A 17,395-nucleotide genomic window follows, 5' to 3' on the forward strand; every position below is an offset into this window, starting at 1 on the left:
ATCCTCCCTAGCCCTCCTTAAAAAGGAGGGAACTAAGCCCCCTTTTTAAGGGGGTCGCCGTAGGCGGGGGGATCTTATCCGAACCATATTGATTAGTCATTAGGAAAACACTTCTGACTAGTGAACTGTTAACTGTTAACTGTTAACTGTTAACTGTTGACTAACGCAGTAACCCCATTTCTTTCAAACCTTGGCGTAGTCGTTTCGCTTCTTCAGGATTTTGCTGTTCTTCGTGAAGGGCGATCGCTTTTTTAAAACTCACAAGACTATCTTTTACATAGCCAAGTTTCAGCAGCAATACCCCCAAGTTTTGGTACGCATCAGCATATTTAGGACTTAACTCAATTGCTTTTTGATAAGCTAAGATAGCATCTTTGAATAAGCTCATTTCCTTTAGCGTCATCCCGAGATTGTAATATCCTGGGACGAAACTGGAGTCAATCTTGATTGTTGCTTCGTAAGCAGTCTTAGCACCATTTAAATCTCCAGCTGCTTTGAGTAAGTTGCCGAGATTGTTGTATGCTCCTAATTTAAGAATAGGGTAAATGGGCAATTTCACTGCAGCATCATAGTGGGCGATCGCATTTTTATAATTTTGCAAACGAGAGTAGGCAATACCAAGATGATAGTAGAGTTCGTATAAAGTCTCATACTCCTCCTCACAATTCGCGACTCCCTGCGCCAACAACTTGATACCTTCTATGAGTTTCCCACTTTCCACATAAAGCGCCCCCAACTTACTACAAACATAAGGATCATTAGGATGAGATGCAAGAAAACCTTCCATCGCTGCTTGCGCTTTGGTAAATTTATCTTGTTGAGCTATGGCACTTTTTTGGTATCCTGTGTGTGAAATAGCAACCCCTTCCAAATAGCCAACTTGCAAACCTGGTTCCTGAGTTAAAATTTCAGACACGCTATCATCCACTAACGCATGGTAAGGGCGAGAAAAGCGGATGTCTGGATGATTACGGAAGAGGCGCGAAACCAGCGAATAAGGAGATTGTTCTGCTTCTACCTCATGGCGCAAAAGGTTGATGAGGAGGTATTCTTCCCTTCGTATCGCCTGCTTCAACTGCGGTACAATTTTCTGGGTGAGAGTTTCATCTGCATCTAATACAAGAATCCAATCACCTGTGACGTATTTTAAAGCTTCATTGCGAGCAGCACTAAAGTCATTACACCATTCAAAATGATGCACTTTCGCACCAAATTTTTGAGCAATTTGTGGAGTGCTGTCTGTAGATCCTGTATCTAACACTACCATTTCATCGACGACATTTTTCACACTGCCTAGACATTTAGACAGCGTTGCTTCTTCGTTTTTGACAATCATGCACAGGCTTAGTTTCATAAGTAACTCGTCTACTTGTTTAAATATTGTGTAAATATGAGTAACTTTAATTGTGTGCCGAAAGCTTTATCAAATGTGATAAGAACTTCTTCAACACATGGTGACTTCAATGATAAGTCAAACACTAGGTAGACGCTATAGCCGAATGGCATTAAGACCGTTTCACTTTAAGATTGATACGAAGCGTGGGATGAGTGCCCGATTTAGGTAAATGAGGGTTAGAAGTATAAACGGAACTCTAGAAAAGTAATCCTAAAGACACAAAGGGCGATACTTCCTTGGAAAGACGTAATCACACTACTACGTTCTTAGGATTTTAAGGGTTAAAAGCTCACAGTCCACGCAAACCATCTGGTATCGAAAGACTTGCAAATGAACAACAGTTCCTTGATTCGACCTCTGGCTGTCGTAACGGGTGCCTCTAACGGTATCGGCTACGAACTTGCCAAACAGTTTGCCCAAAACGGCTTTGATTTGATCATCACAGCTACTGGCTCAAGCATTAACGAAGCCGCTCAAGCTTTCGTTGGACTAGGTGTCAAAGTCGAGACGGTACAGTCCGATCTTGCCACCTATGACGGGGTTGAGACGCTCTACAACAAGATTAAGGCAGCGAACCGACCAGTGGATGCGATCGCTATCAACGCAGGTGTTGGTGTTGGCGGTGACTTTGCCCGCGAGACCGATCTACAGGACGAACTCAATCTGATCAATCTGAACGTCGTATCGACTGTCCATCTCGCTAAGCGGGTGGTGAAGGATATGGTGACTCGCGGCAAGGGTCGCATCCTCTTTACTTCCTCGATCGCCGCTTTGATGCCTGGACCGTTTGAGGCAGTCTACGCAGCCTCCAAGGCGTTTGTCCACTCTTTTTCCCAGGGACTGCGCAACGAGTTGAAGGACACGGGCGTCACTGTCACCGCGCTCATGCCCGGACCGACCGATACCAACTTCTTCCAGCGCGCGGGTATGGACGATACCAACGTGGGCGCGAATCAAAAGGACGACGCAGCCGAAGTCGCCAAGCAGGGTTTTGAAGCTTTGATGGCGGGCAAGGATGAGATCATTGCAGGCTCACTCAAGACTAAGATTCTGGGCACCGTGAGCAAAATCTTGCCTGATACCGTCACTGCCGAACTGCACAGCAAGCTTAGTGAGCCGGGGTCAGCTAACAAGTAAGTAGTCAGACAGAATTAATTACACAATGTCATTGCGAATGAAGCGAAGCGGAATGTAGACGCGTTTGCGCAGCGCCCCCTTAGGGGCTAGCGGCTTCCCGAAGGGTAGCAATCGCAAGGGCTGGGATTGCTTCGCTTCGTATGCCCTCCGGGCACGCTACGCTAACGCAATGACTGTAAATATTTTTGTCCGACTACTTAATACCGATTCAAAAAGCGATCTGCGCTCCGCGCAGCAGCGAAGCTATCGCTTCCACTCCCGACGCGCAATTGGTGCTTGAAATGCATAGCACGCTCGTTAATCGATCTGCGCTCCGCGCAGCAGCGAAGCTATCGCTTCCACACGGACACCATATCCAAAAGTTTTGCTTCTTTAAGAAAGTTGTAGTCAAGTTAACGACTGCATCAATGATACATTTCTAAACTGAATCTTAAATCTATAAGGTTTGTTAACAAAGTACCGCAATATTTTAAGGTGGTGCTTTATCACAAACAAAAGCGAGTGGAACAAAAATCCAATACCCCTAGATTACCCCTCCCACAACCACTTGTGGGTGCAGAAGCTGGTACGTTTACCGAATTTACAGTCACTCAACGGATGCCTAATATTGCCCGTAGAGTCATCGCTGAAAATAAGTTTCCAGCCAATATTAATGCCAGCTTAGAGAAACTAGCCAGTGAACTGCCATCGGGATATTTGCCAACTCTTGTAGATGATACTGGTTCAGATTTTGCAGATTGGTCTAAATATTTAGAATCATACAAAGAACAGCGTTGGATAGATATTCCGTGGTTTTTTACTGAAACTTATTTTTATAGATATCTTCTGCAAATTACCAACTACTTTCGTGCTGGTGAATCGCAAGGTGTAGATCCATTCGAGTTGCAAAAACGTCAAGGTTTAGAAACATCCCTTGACTCAATCGTTGCTTTATGCACTCAAGTGAATGGATGGTTGAATGTATCAGAGCAAGAAAATCAATTAAGGCAAACAGCTTTGATAACATTATTATATTTTGGTTTGTGGGGAAATCGAGTTGATCTCAGTTTGTGGTCAGCATTTGAGACTGACCGCAGTCGTTTTGATATTCAAAATCAACAATCTCATATATTAGTAGATGATGGACTCAAAGTCACAGAATTGTTAGTGAATAGCAATTCCGGACGTGTTGACTTTGTTGTAGATAATGCTGGCTTTGAACTTGTCTGTGATTTGTGTTTGGTAGATTATCTTTTAGGTAGTGGTGTCGCGAGCGTTGTTAGACTACATTTAAAGTCTCACCCAACATTTGTCTCTGATGCCATGATAAAAGATGTGCATCAAACAACAGAATTTTTATTAGCCTCAAGCAATCCAGAAGTGACATCCTTTCCTCAAAGACTACAACAATATATTGCATCAGATCAGCTAGTTTTGTGTGACGATTATTTTTGGACATCACCTTTAGCTTTTTGGGAAATACCTGAGTCTCTAAAAAATGAGTTATCTCATTCCAATTTGATAGTTATTAAAGGAGATGCAAATTATCGAAGATTGTTAGGTGATAGACATTGGGATTTTACGACTAAAATCTCAGATATCGTATGTTACTTACCCGTTCCAATGGTAATCCTACGCACTTTGAAATCGGAAGTAGTAGCAGGAATTCAACCGGAAGTTTTGGAGGAAGTGGAAAAGTCAGACTCTGCTTGGTTAACGAATGGACAATGGGGAGTTGTTCAGTTGGTGGATAATAATTAATTACTCCTCTTTCAGAAGCTGTTCAAGTAAACTTGGTGCAACCCAAAAGCCAACTTCTCGCAAATCGTCAAAAACTGTCCTCAAATCCAGTAAATCAGATTTAGCAGCGTCTTTCAGAATACCCAAGAGTCCAATAATTGTCAAACCACGCTCCAGAGCTACGCGTCTTGCGGCTTTGTCATCCAAGATCACCAAGTCAGCCTTCAGTTTCTCTGCTAATAAAATTGCGTCTCGTTCACCAGGATCGAGTTTTTCGATCTCTACGTTTTGGAGGGTTTCAACGGGTTGAATTTGCAGCCAGTCAGGAGGTTTCGCTATCCAATCTCTGATAACAGATGGTGACTCAGGAGCGTTTAATTCATCAGCCACAGTTTGAGCAATTATCACAACGTGGTAGAGTTCTTGCAATACCCTGATATGGTCGATCAACAGCAAGTAACAAATTGGTGAGGTATCAGATACAACAATCATTGTGCTCTGAACTTCTTAAGGGTTTGAAGATCCTGTTCTAATTCAGCTTCGTCGTAATTCAAGTAAACACCCATCCGTTTCAAAAAAGCATGGGTTTCTAAACGTGATGGTAATTGAAGTATCTGCCCTACTTCAGCAGTGCTAATCTCACCACAACGATAAGCATCAGCGACAACCGTTTCTAGGAGGCGACGAGAAAGGCTTCCCCATACTTGGTTTAACCGCTCAGCAATTTCATCGGGAATTTCAACTGTAATTTGCATGGCGCATTCAGGCTACAGCTATAAGCTTAGTTCTATAGTAAGCAATGATCGTCTACCCTTAGTCCGTAGGGCTTAAACCACTATCCTATCGCAACTGAAACTCATCAAACTTCACAACTTTTGAATCTGGCTGACTTATATCAAAACGATAACTGCTGACTGTACCCTTACCCGTATCAAAAATGCTAAAAGCTGTAATATTATTACTGGCAATATACGGTATGGGTTTGCCATCTTTACCGGGTAATGGAGCGATCGTTGGTAAAACTGGTTCTAACCCATTAGGATCCCCAAGTGCAGCATAATCTTTTTTGTCACCTGATGGGACTGATCGCTGATCGCCACTCAAGAAAGCACCGTAAGTATTGCCAACATTCGATGTTTCTAGAAAGTGCATTCCCGACTGACTACGAAAACGGTTCCACACGTGCGAATGCCCATAGAATACCATTTGTACTTTAGCTGCTTCAAGTAAGGGAATCACATCGCGAATCAGGTAATCTGATTTTTTGGGGTATTTGTAACGTACCGTTTTAACATTGCGATTCGCATCACGTTCAATAATCTCCACGGGATGAGTATAAGCAGGAACAATATTGTCGCCCAAAGAATGAGGCGGATGATGAAACATCACGACTTTATATTTTGCTTGTTTAAACTCAGGACTGTTGAGTTCTTTTTCTAACCAGTTGTACTGCTGACTTCCTTTGGCAATTGGTTCAAAAATAACTTGTCCGTAACCCCAATTTTCGGGATTTTGCAAATCTTTATCTCTTTCCCGATACTTCCCTCTGGCTTCTGCATCCATATTGGGAGTCCGCCACATATTCGTCGCATATAGAACGACTAGACGCACATCACCAAAACTGACTGCATAATAACTTTCTCCACCTTCTTGACTCTCAGGTAAAGTGAAAATTTCTTCGTAAGTATCAGTATTATAAGAATTATTTTTCAGGGATTTTTCCCCATACAATTTCATCGCAACTGCACGCGGAAACGCATCATTGAATTCATCGCCTAAACTTTTACCCTTGCCAAAGCGTCCCATCACTTCATGATTACCAATACTAGTAAACATTGGGGCATGTTGAAGAATTTCTCCTCCAAGAAAAGATGTCTTTATTCCATTCACATCTGTTTCAAACTTGGCACGACCTTGCAAACAAGGGAAGAAAGCACCACCTCCATTATCATCAAACCATTCAGAGGCACGGTCTGCAATATTCACTGTATCTCCTGCTAACAAAACTGCATCCACTTTACCAACAGTTTCCACAACCTTTTGCAGATTTGTTGCTACCATTGGTTTCAATTGATGGTCAGAAGTTAGGAGAATTTTCAATGGTGTTCCGGGAGTTGGGGTAGGTGCAAGCGTAAAACTATTGCTGCTAATACTCTTACCATCTTCTCGTACACTGGTGACACGATAAGAAACTCGTTTAAGCCCAGTTAAACCAACGACTTCCGCCTCATGTCGCCAAATATCACGTGAGATTGGTTGCTTGTAAACTTGTCCGTTTTCCTTTTGGTTTCCTACTTTTGATTCTTGATCTTCTCGTGTACGGCTGAGTTTGGTCGTATTTGCTGTAACTGTTTGCTGGAGATTGTCGCCATATGCAACATTATGTTTGGAACCAGCGAACTCAGTAAACCACACTACTCGCACTGAAGATTGCGTGGGGAGTTGTAGAAATGGATCTGTAAGCAATTGCGGTACTGACGAAAAGGCTTTTTGCCCAGAAAAGCAACCGTATGGTAGGGTAAGGCAGATAACTAGTACAAATAAGGCAGCTAGTATTTTGCGACTTGTTAGATATCTCAGCATTGCGAGTTTTCCAGAACGTCGGTGCATCTCAGTTGTATCTAAAAAAACACAACGAGCTACACAATAAAGTCGCACTGTTCCGGATTATAGTTTCAATACTCGCGTTTAGATGGACATAGTAATCGCACTCATCACAGTGAAAGATACTACTTGGTTTTAGCGCTCTTCCGTCAATCGACAACGGATGAATAAAGCTAACGATGTCATTTTAGCCGCGCTGTAGCAAGCGAGACCGAGAAGCCAAGAGAAATAAACTTAGCTACAGCGTCAGTTTTAGAACTAACAACAATATTCCAGAAATGGTCGTTTATCTTAGCGGTTCTAACCTCAATTGGCATAATTTAGGCGAAGATTTAGGAATATTGCTCTTTTGATACAGTTTTAGCCTCAACCATCGCTTGCTCCAAGAAGAATTTTGCCTCCTCAACCTGTCCAGCATCCAAGCAAGCTCGAATAATCTTACACCAATCTAGCAACGTTGCGAATTTGGCTTCGTAACTATTGGGAACCAAAGATGTTGAAGCTTTTGCTGGATTTGAGCTACAACAGCCGTCTTCCCACTTTTTGCCGGGTTCGTGCTTACATACTTTCTGACTCTGGATGCCCATAGAGAATAACCATTCCTTCTAAATGCTATGGCGTACTTACCTATCATAGTACCAAAAGGTATTAACCGGCAATAAGCGGTAAATATAGGTAAGATTATCCAGGAGTAGCAATCTAAGGGATTTCCAAAAAATGAACCAAATAATAAATAATCCAACCTAGTAGCGTGGTAATGTGACTGAAAGGAATAGCCTTTCATATACTTTGCAGACATCCTCCGAGAGTTTCGGGAATATTTTTAATTGGCAATAGTAGGTGGTCAACAATTTGGTTGCGTAAATCTTTAGAGCAGTAACTACCTCCTCGAATGCATTCTATTAGCAGAATGTTGGCATAAAAATAATCTTTTAAAGTTTGAATTTCCGCTTCGGAAAATTTCCAAGCAAAGCCAATATCTAAATAGAGCATCATCGCGGCTCTCAAACTATTTGTCCACTGCTTCCAGTCTTCTTTTGGATTATCATCATCAGGAAAACTTTCGAGCAAAAATATTAATTCTTCTTTTAAATTGTCAGATATATTCCGTTCTTCCAGGTGAGCTTTTACATCTTTAAATCTATCATCCAAACCAGCAATATCTTGAATTTTTTTGTCAATGTCTTGAATTCCTTGTTTATTAATGGTTAATATACCCTTTTCTTTATCAAGAGTCTCTACTCTATCTCGTAGTTGAGGAGCGATAAGCATATTATCAGTAATCGAAAGTTCTTTTTTTAGCAAAGGAGTTACTTTCTGAGGCTTAAATTCATCTCCACAAAATTTAGCAGAAACTTGAGCATGAGTTTTAACTAAATCAAATGCTAACCTGTTCAATGGTGAGGCTTTAACAATTTCCTCCCGTTCAATATTTAAATCTCTCAACATTATGGCAAGTTGTTGAGCTAAGTTATAATCAATTTTTGTCTGACAATTGGTATATAATTCAAACCAATGATCTACTAATAGATAAAATCCTCTCCAAGAACTAGATTCTACTTTATGTAAAGCGGTTACATTATATAACCAAACCAACATATCTTGTAAGGGTTTACTGTCTACTAGCTTGCTGATTTGGGTAAACATGAGTTTGAAAAAATCATCAGCATTTAAAAGTCGTCCTGCAATTATTAGAAACACTTCTCGCCACTGACGGTTTGTTAGGTATCGCTTGATAACTTCTTTTAAAATTTCCGGATTTTGGTTCTCCACTATGTAACTAGCAACAAAATATTCTTGAAAAGTTAGATGTGAGAATGAATAAAAGTCATTAGATTGCTTAAGAAGTAATCCATGATTGGTTTCAATTGCTTTCAACACAACTAGGCTATCAAGAGCGAGAGTCTCAGTAGGAATTTCAGGAATGTTTTCAATATAGTTCCTGATGAACTCTTCTAGTTCCCTTTGCTGCCAAAAATACTTTTGTGGTTCTTGGTTGAAAGCTTCATAAGCTATCTTTCCAAGCAAATTTATTTTTCGCCGATATGGCAGATTAAATTTGTTAATTGAACTATGGTCTACTCGTCTGCTAGCATCCCATTTACGTATAAGTATATTTACAGCTTCATCAATCAGCAAGTCTCGATTTTTGGGAAAATCATAACTATCCTCAAAAACTAAACACAACATAGTCAATAGCAACGGATTTTTTGATAAATCTTTGATTGATCTATTGATTTTTAGTTCTTCTAAAAATTTAGATCCTAATTTTTGTTCTGAACAAGACGCAAACCATTTTCTAACAAACAGATAAACTTGTTCTTCATTAAAATCTGCCATCTCCACTTCTGTAAAGTGTTCAAATGTAGATTCTGAAGCTCCCAAACGACAGGTGAGCACAAACTTATTTTGGGAAAATTGTTCTACAAAATCATTAATAATTCGATACACTCGGTTCCTTTTTGTCTCTACAATCTCATCAAATCCATCTAACAAAATTAAGCAACGACCTTGCTGTAGTAATTCCTGAACAAGTTGAGCCGGTTCAGGAACACATATAAGAAATTCTCGTTCGATTACATCAATGAGGTTCGATTTCTCTTCTTCCTCTGCAAAGACTTTCAATGAAATAAAAATCGGGATAAATTGCTCTCCTAATTCTTGAACATAATGCAGAGCTAGGTGCTTTAGAAATGTAGTTTTTCCTGCACCTGGTCTACCCCATATAAGAAGCTTTTGATAACGTTTGACTGCATCGAAAGCAGCAACATTTTTTTGACTCACCACATAGTTAAGGGAACTAAAGCTTATACTTTCGCTAAAGATATTAGCCCACAGCTCATCCATTGTTTTGTGATTATCTAAAAGTTCTTCTATGGTCTTGTGCTTTTTTGCTTTAATAACTTCTAAAACATTTACGTTGGCATAAATACTATCTAACTGCACAGGTTGAGTCATAGTGAGCACTTTCATTGTGCCCCATTTTCTTCTTATATGTTCCTGGTAACAGTCAAGCCACTCTTCATTTACATGAGGATTTGTTTGATCTACTTGTTCTAAAGCTGCTTGTTGTCTCAAAGCTTCTTGATAACTTTCACATTCCAGCAATACTCCGCACAAGAAGTTTAGGTTTTTCTCTTGCATCTTCATCGGTTCAGTGTTCTTGAAGAAGTTGCGGATAGTTTTATCGGAAATGACATCTTTGGAATTGTTTGTTGTCTCATGATAAACATGATTGAGAGTGTCAATTAAAAGCTTTGGCGAGCCACCAAACTTTTCTGCATAAGCTTGTTTTAATCTTTCAAACACCTTTTGATTCACTGTGATTGCTACCATTTATGTCCTCTTAACTTACCTTCAAGATTTGAGTTCTTTCAAAGTTTAAGCAGATTTATCAACTCAAGTTTATGCGAACAATAACCGCAAAATTAGATAAATCCTTGCTGCATCAACTATAGCTTTGCTATCTGTAAAAAGCTGCTTATAATCTTTCCTTGAAACGTATAATATGATGTTGAATATCTCTGGGAGATTCACCATGTGAGGCGTCTGCTGAATTTAGCTATGGAAATCAGAGGTTTGATAAATTGCCACTTAAGTCGAATGCGGTCAATTTCGTAGACTTTTAGGGTCATGAGTAGATACATTGTAACGTATAAATACTCATACTACTAGCTAACTCTCACCTAAAGCCTTACTTTTAAACTTTATTCATAAGTACCTCAGGAGACTGAGTTTTACTCATCAACATTCTAAAAGCTTCAGTTTGAGGAAAGCAAGGTTCAGGAGATGAAAAACAAAATATACTCAAGCACCTATAAATTTATGAGTATTGAAAACATTCTTTTTTAAGTAATTAAAAGGATAACTTTGCCGAAACACAGTGGCTTAAAGGAAGGCACGCATTCTACAACTACGCCCAAATACTGAGTTTACAAGGATTAGAGACATTGGGAGCATCAGCCTGCAAAAACAGCAATATTATCTTTCCAATGACAATAACCTTTACAGCCTGCGCATGGTGTCTGATTGTAAATTTGCTACTTTTAACCCTTAAGATAGAGACCTCAAGAAAGAAAGCTTGATAAATTGAAAATACCTCTTAATGCCGTTTTATACCGAACAATACCGTGTGATACTAAAAAAATACCGCAAACAGTGTCGGAAGTAAGTTTAGATCATACCAAGTTGCCAGAGATATTATTCTTTGAGTCAATCAAAAACTCTGCATAACCCAATGGTTGTCAAAAATTTCATTGACTCCATTGAATGTAAAGGAATGTAACAATACTCTCTTTGGCAACTTGGTATAAGTCAATAGCCTTTGACTGATTGGCATTCAATCAAAGGCTATCAAAACAAGACGATGCTCCTCAAAAAGGAACGAATACTCGGCGCAAATACTTCAAAATCACGCTGAGCAGGATTTCATGCTCTCAATGATTGGGAATTTGCATATGCGGCAGTTTTTAAATACAGGGTTCGTAACTACTAAACAAATGTAGAAGCGCTGATGCGGCAACATCAACGCTTCTTAACTAAAGACTCACTATCTGCTGTTACAGCAGGGAAAGTACACACTATGTCTAGTTTACCCAATTCCAACCCTTACAATCCTTACGTCCGCCTATTGGGAATAATTTTCTCCCTAGGAGTAGCACTTGGCTCAGGTTTGGGGTATGGCTTCAGCCAAGCGATTTCCAGTACCAAACAGCAAAAATTACCCACTCAGACTGAACTTTGTTATGTTAGTCGCATAGAGTATGAACGCCTACAACCGGGAATGTCATTGACAGATGTACAGGCAATTCTAGGTAGCGGTGGTACTGAGGTTGATAGAACCGCTACAACAGCAACCTTTATTTGGGAGAATCCGAATGGCTACAAAATCACCACCGTTTTCAACATCGGCAAGCTTGAGAGTAAGAAACAGACTGGATTAAGGTAAAAAATTAAGTTAGGCGTGAACGAGGGCGTGAATTGCAGCGAAGATTAGGCGATAAGCCGGAGGCTTGACGCTGAGTCCCAAGGGGACACGCGCAAGGGACGCGTATCGCGCAAAGCGCAGTGCCGAACAAAGAGCAATAAACCCTCGTCTTTGCGTCAGACAAAATAATATTTATTCCATCCATAACTGCGATTGCACGGAGCGCAGACACCTGAAGGCGATACCCTAAATCATACGCCTTCAAGCCTCTCAAATACAAAGATTTCACCTTAACTTCGTGCCATACCCCTAAACACTAACCTGTCGCTTTTCGGTTACACACATGGCAATTCCTTTCTCATAATAAGCAGCTTCATTGATGAATATTGGATAAACAGTTGATTCTCCCTCATAAGTAATCTCTTTACCATCAAAGGTTATAAACATTGGCTCGCCAGGATTAAGAGGTTCATAGTCCCGAAACTGAAGCTTTTGGTGAATCATTGCCTGAATCTCTCCCAAATCATTTCTGGGATAGTCGATATCCTTCACATATTCATACAGTGTGAGTGTGCTATTTGTCTGTGAAATTGAACCTTGATTATATGCTTCTAAATAGTCCAAAATTGTATAAACAAGTTTTTCTGTTTTCTGAAACAAGTCTGCATTCAAGACTCCCTGAGCTACAGGACCAACTTCAATGACAAAACCGAATTCACAGATTGATTTGAGCAAGGTACTTTGAACAGGTGCTGCCCAACAAACCTTCACTTCTGGATAAGTTAAACTGAGATGGGCAGCGAATTGCAGACTGAAGGGATGCTGGTTCCCTAGCAAGATGGTTAGTCCCATATTTGCAGTTGTAGAGTGCAAATCCAAAATGACATCTACCTGGGATTTGCCTTTTGGTCCCAGTATTTGGTTGATGTCTTTTGCCCGGATATCTTCATAACTAGACAGCGTCGGATTTTCCAAATCTTGAATTTTGAAACAACGATTCAAGTCTTTATCAATGTAACGTCTTCCGACTTCAAAAGCTTTGGGGTTGGCGAATAATGTTAAAGTTTCAAAACTGTCTCGCCCAATGAGGTGGGGATATTGCTCATACTTTTTGATTAGGTATGCCCCTGTGAATTCATTCCCGTGGGTAGCACCAACCAGCGCCACTCTATTTATTCGATTCATAATAGTGCTCCTTTTAGACAATAGGAAGTCCGCAACGGGTCATTAATACGTTGAACTTGCCTATTGGTTATAGCTGATTTTAATTCCTCTTTACAAGAATATGTAGTCTTCACTGAAGCTTATATAAGTAGGGTCTGCATCAATCGCAACCCTGAAACTAGAGAGTGTCATTTTTACTACATTTTTTAGAGATTAATCAAATACTGTTTATATTTCTTAAAGATGTAAAAAATGAGCAGAACTACTCTCACAAAATTGATTAAAATTTGTTAAGAAGGATGACAAGCGGTCAATAAAAGGAAACAAATCTTATGGTGAACGCAGTTGAAAATCAGCCACCCCATCACGTAGTGATTGTTGGTGGTGGATTTGGAGGATTATATGCAGCCAAAGCACTCTCGTGTGCTGATGTCCGTGTTACCCTTATTGATAAACGTAATTTTCACTTATTTCAACCGCTTTTATACCAAGTTGCTACTGGTGCGATATCTCCCGCTGATATTTCCTCTCCCCTGCGTTCCATACTAAGTAAGAGCAAGAATACGAAAGTGCTGTTGGGAGAAGTGAATGATATCGATCCCCAAGGACAAAAAGTCTTCATGGGTGGGGAAGCAATACATTATGATTCTCTCATCCTGGCGACGGGTGCAAAGCATTCCTATTTTGGCAAGGACCAGTGGGAAGAATTTGCTCCCGGTTTAAAAACTGTGGAAGATGCGATAGAAATGCGTCACCGCATCTTCATGGCGTTTGAAGCCGCAGAAAAGGAAACTGATCCTGAAAAACGTCGTGCTTGGTTAACTTTTGTGATTGTTGGTGGTGGTCCTACTGGTGTGGAATTGGCAGGTGCGATCGCAGAACTTGCATACCACACCATGAAAGAGGACTTCCGCAATATCGACACTTCCGAAGCGCAAGTTTTACTCCTGGAAGGTTTGGATCGGGTTCTCCCACCGTTTGCACCAGAGTTATCAAAAGAAGCAGAAGCATCACTAACCCGCTTGGGTGTTACCGTACAGCCAAAAACAATGGTTACGAATATAGAAGGTGATGTTGTCAGCCTCAAACAAGGTGATGAAGTCAAGCAGATTCATGCCAAAACAGTATTATGGGCAGCAGGTGTGAAAGCTTCACCTCTAGGAAAGTTGCTAGCAGAAAGTACAGGTGCTGAGTGCGATCGCGCTGGACGAGTTATTGTTGAACCTGATTTGAGTCTTAAAGAACACTCCAATATATTTGTCATTGGAGACTTAGCACATTTTGCTCATCAAAACGGCAAACCCCTACCTGGTGTTGCACCTGTAGCGATGCAAGAAGGACAGTACGTTGCCTCACTGATCAAACAACGGCTTCAAGGTAAAACATTACCACAATTTCGTTATTTTGATTGGGGTAGTTTAGCGGTTATTGGACAAAACTCTGCCGTTGTAGACTTAGGGTTTTTCAAATTTACAGGCTTTTTGGCGTGGCTATTTTGGCTGTTTATTCACATCTACTTCTTAATTGAGTTTGACAACAAGCTGGTAGTCATGATTCAGTGGGGCTGGACCTATTTCACCCGCAAGCGTGGCGCAAGATTGATTACAGGTAAGGAAGTTTTGGAAAACGCGAAAGCTGGAGGTAGCAACGGTTATTACACGCCTGAGAATGGTAGACAAGCGGTTAATCTATAAGGGCTTTTACCTCACCCCCATCCCCTCTCCGAATTCGCCCAGAGGGGTGCGGTGAAGGGCGGGGTGAGGTCATTATTATTCTAAGTAATTAGACGGTGCAACCTGTCTACATGTAGCTCAAACACTTGGTGCAGGAGATAGCATCTGCCGTCCCATTGCCTGAAGTAAAGATGTGTCTTCTTGAGTCAGCCACATCTTCAAGAGTTTTCAGCCAGCCATTCTTATAATAATCCGAAAAGCAGCAACTTCAGTTTGTAGTTTAGTCTATATATATAGCAGCCCTGTTTGATTAGTGAAATCATCATAAGGGAAGGGTTGTCAATAGTCACTTTTGACTGTTGATTGTTGAGTCTTGAGTGCCGATAATTTCACAATTCATTCAGCATTGCTGTATCTAAAAAAGTGAGATGCATCCGATTTCAGAATGAATTCGACAGGGTAAATTAACTAGGACTTACGCACTTTACAAATAAACGATTGTGTGCAGAACGCAAAGAGTGCCAACTTCCGTGCTGTTCTGCAATAGTCAGATTTGGCAAGAATTTCCCATTTTTATCTCACTGGTGCATAAGTTGATTTTGGTTGCACCTAATTAAAAAAGGAATGGCAGCAAATAAGTCTGAAGCACAAAATCGATTTTTGTCAATGCGTAAGTCCTATTAACGTGTCAATACCCCTTGACCTGAATCCTTACGGTACATCTATGTCCTCCAACTCTCCCTCTCAACACAAACGCAATCGGGGTGTCATCCTCACACCTGTGGGGTGGCGCAAGCTGGAAAACGCTGAGAAAGAAAGCGGTCAGCACTTTACTAAAGAGCAAATTCGCAATCGCACAGGTCTATCAATACAGACCATCTCTCGCATCCGCAAGCGCAAAGTTGCGGTTGACCAGGATTCACTAGAGTGCTATATCAAAGCCTTTGGTTTGGAGAAGCTATCCGACAAAGATTATACCCATGTCCCACAGGAAAACCAACAGCAAGATTGGGGGGACGCACCGAATGTATCTGTGTTTTATGATCGCTGTGAGGAAATGGCACAGCTACAGCAGTGGGTATTGGAAGAAGATTGCCGTTTAATCGCACTCCTAGGAATGGGGGGAATTGGCAAAACTGCGCTAGCCGTGAAGTTTGGGCAGAAATTTAAAACTGAGTTTGAGATAGTAGTTTGGCGATCGCTCCAAAATGTCCCAACCTTGGAGGAGTTATTGGGAAGCGTGTTGCAATCAATAATGCAGATGCTCCAAAAAGACTCAGTTGTGCCTACTAGCCTGGATGGGAAACTGTCCAAGCTGATGGAGTACTTTCGGGATAAGCGCTGTCTACTGATTTTAGACAATGCTGAGACAATCTTAAGCACTGGTGGTGGGGCTGGACATTGTATGCAGGGTTATGAGGGATACTGTCAACTGTTCCAGCGCATTGGAGAGGTATCCCATCAGAGTTGCTTGCTCGTGACCAGTCGGGAAAAGCCCAAAGATATTGTAGCGCTTGAAGGAGAGCAGAAAAAAGTGCGATCGCTACAACTTGGAGGGTTGAAACCAGAAGATGGGCGAAAGCTGTTCGAGCATAGAGGGCAATTTACAGGTAAGGACGCAGAATGGATCAGACTGATCGAACACTACGGGGGCAACCCGTTCGCGCTGAAGATGGTAGCAGCAGGAATTCAACAGTTGTTTGACGGCTCTATTGCGGAGGTGTTGGAGTATATAGGACAAGGAGTACTAGTCTTTAATGATATCCGCGATCTGCTTGATCGCCAGTTTAGTCGCTTGTCGCCAGTAGAACAAGAGGTGATGTTGTGGTTGGCAATTAATCCGGAACCCGTATCTGTAAAGGAATTAAAACAAGATCTAGCGAGTGTCACCTCTAAGCAAGAACTGCCGCAAGCTTTGTACTCGCTGTTGCGGCGATCGCTCATTGAAAAAACAGGAAAGCAATTCTCACTGCAACCTGTAGTCAAGGAATACGTTACGGAGCAATTGGGTAAGCAAGTTTGTCAAGAAATAGTTAGCACTAGAGAGAGAGCAGAAAGTACCTCACCCCTCGCTCTTCTCCAAACTCATGCCCTGATGAAGGCGAGTGCGAAAGACTACATTCAGGAGACGCAACGACAGTTGATTGTGCAACCCTTGCTTGAGCAACTGCTGATAGAGTTGGGCAGCCAGCAAAAGCTTGTGCAAATGTTGAAGGATGTGCTGGAGCAGCAAAGAGATTAAACCCCTATACTGGCAAGGTATGCGGGAGGCAATGTCCTCGATTTGTTAGCATATTTGAGTGCATTAAAACCCTGAAAGTAGATCGCCTTGATAAAGGGATGAACATCAGGGGGGTGACTGGATTAGCAGATATCAGTACTATTCGCTTTAGGAACTGTGGAAGGTGTAGGGTAGGTTTTATTGTTGGCGTTAAGCGTAGTTCTCCGTCCGAGAGTGCCGCCCCTTTTAGGGGCTAGGAATCGCTTCTTTGAGACAGTTAATAAACAGAGCGATCGCCTGTTTTAAGGCGATCACTAGAAGTGCGTAGACGCTATTTTTTAATTCGTAACTGCTCGTTTATTATGTATCATTATTATCTTCTGAATACTCTATTGTAACACTTCCGTTGTTTTTTAGCTCAGCTTCAACATCAGTAGGTAGGTTGCTTAGACTCTTAAATTCTCCTTTATTTGTAAATTTAAAAAATTTATCTCCTTCTTGTATATAAGTCTTTATTTCAATAAACTTATCAAGTTCACTAATAGTGTATTGTG

At 41.2% G+C, this 17,395-nt stretch carries 13 protein-coding genes; 5 read left to right on the forward strand and 8 right to left on the reverse strand.

Translation table 11 applies throughout. From position 1 onward, the window contains the following. Positions 1-160: 160 nt before the first annotated feature. On the reverse strand, positions 161-1,354 hold the full coding sequence (locus DP116_RS16700) for a glycosyltransferase (RefSeq protein WP_281357435.1): 1,194 nt from the start codon (positions 1,352-1,354) through the stop codon (positions 161-163). Between the two features lie 372 nt (positions 1,355-1,726). Between DP116_RS16700 and DP116_RS16705 the strand changes: the two genes are divergently transcribed. Beyond that, a complete protein-coding gene (locus DP116_RS16705) occupies positions 1,727-2,533 on the forward strand; it encodes an SDR family NAD(P)-dependent oxidoreductase (RefSeq protein ID WP_169156251.1) in 807 nt (268 codons plus the stop codon). Positions 2,534-3,034: 501 nt separating this feature from the next. After that, positions 3,035-4,273 (forward strand): ARMT1-like domain-containing protein, encoded by a 1,239-nt coding sequence (locus DP116_RS16710; protein ID WP_169156252.1) that lies wholly within the window; start codon positions 3,035-3,037, stop codon positions 4,271-4,273. Here DP116_RS16710 and DP116_RS16715 read toward each other — a convergent pair whose 3' ends face one another. The 5 genes from DP116_RS16715 to DP116_RS16735 form a co-directional block, all read right to left on the reverse strand. Further along, entirely contained in the window at positions 4,274-4,744 is a 471-nt protein-coding gene (locus tag DP116_RS16715; protein WP_169156253.1) for a PIN domain-containing protein, read from the reverse strand. After that, entirely contained in the window at positions 4,741-5,007 is a 267-nt protein-coding gene (locus DP116_RS16720) for a UPF0175 family protein (RefSeq protein ID WP_169156254.1), read from the reverse strand. Before DP116_RS16720 ends, DP116_RS16715 begins: the two co-directional genes overlap by 4 nt. 85 nt (positions 5,008-5,092) lie before the next feature. Continuing rightward, the gene (locus DP116_RS16725) at positions 5,093-6,835 is read right to left on the reverse strand and encodes a metallophosphoesterase family protein (protein ID WP_169156255.1); all 1,743 of its coding nucleotides are present in this window, start codon (positions 6,833-6,835) and stop codon (positions 5,093-5,095) included. Between the two features lie 353 nt (positions 6,836-7,188). After that, positions 7,189-7,443 carry a hypothetical protein gene (locus DP116_RS16730; RefSeq protein ID WP_169156256.1) on the reverse strand — a complete coding sequence of 85 codons (255 nt, stop codon included), beginning with the start codon at positions 7,441-7,443 and terminating at the stop codon, positions 7,189-7,191. A 193-nt stretch (positions 7,444-7,636) separates the two neighbouring features. Continuing rightward, positions 7,637-10,192 carry an NACHT domain-containing protein gene (locus DP116_RS16735; RefSeq protein ID WP_169156257.1) on the reverse strand — a complete coding sequence of 852 codons (2,556 nt, stop codon included), beginning with the start codon at positions 10,190-10,192 and terminating at the stop codon, positions 7,637-7,639. A 1,177-nt stretch (positions 10,193-11,369) separates the two neighbouring features. Here DP116_RS16735 and DP116_RS16740 point away from each other — a divergent pair. Then, positions 11,370-11,804, forward strand: a complete 435-nt coding sequence (locus DP116_RS16740) for a hypothetical protein (protein WP_246275664.1) — start codon at positions 11,370-11,372, stop codon at positions 11,802-11,804. Between the two features lie 288 nt (positions 11,805-12,092). Here DP116_RS16740 and DP116_RS16745 read toward each other — a convergent pair whose 3' ends face one another. Continuing rightward, positions 12,093-12,968, reverse strand: coding sequence for an aspartoacylase (locus DP116_RS16745; protein ID WP_169156258.1), 876 nt, complete (start codon positions 12,966-12,968; stop codon positions 12,093-12,095). Positions 12,969-13,279: 311 nt separating this feature from the next. Here DP116_RS16745 and DP116_RS16750 point away from each other — a divergent pair, with 311 nt between their 5' ends. Continuing rightward, positions 13,280-14,641, forward strand: a complete 1,362-nt coding sequence (locus DP116_RS16750) for an NAD(P)/FAD-dependent oxidoreductase (protein ID WP_169156259.1) — start codon at positions 13,280-13,282, stop codon at positions 14,639-14,641. A 703-nt stretch (positions 14,642-15,344) separates the two neighbouring features. After that, on the forward strand, positions 15,345-16,862 hold the full coding sequence (locus DP116_RS16755; RefSeq protein ID WP_169156260.1) for an NB-ARC domain-containing protein: 1,518 nt from the start codon (positions 15,345-15,347) through the stop codon (positions 16,860-16,862). A gap of 339 nt (positions 16,863-17,201) precedes the next feature. Here the strand turns inward: DP116_RS16755 and DP116_RS28600 are convergent. Beyond that, positions 17,202-17,395, reverse strand: a 194-nt coding sequence (locus DP116_RS28600; protein WP_211173316.1) for a hypothetical protein, incomplete at its 5' end; no start/stop codon positions are given.

The organism is Brasilonema bromeliae SPC951, assembly GCF_012912135.1.
GTDB classification, from domain to species: domain Bacteria; phylum Cyanobacteriota; class Cyanobacteriia; order Cyanobacteriales; family Nostocaceae; genus Brasilonema; species Brasilonema bromeliae.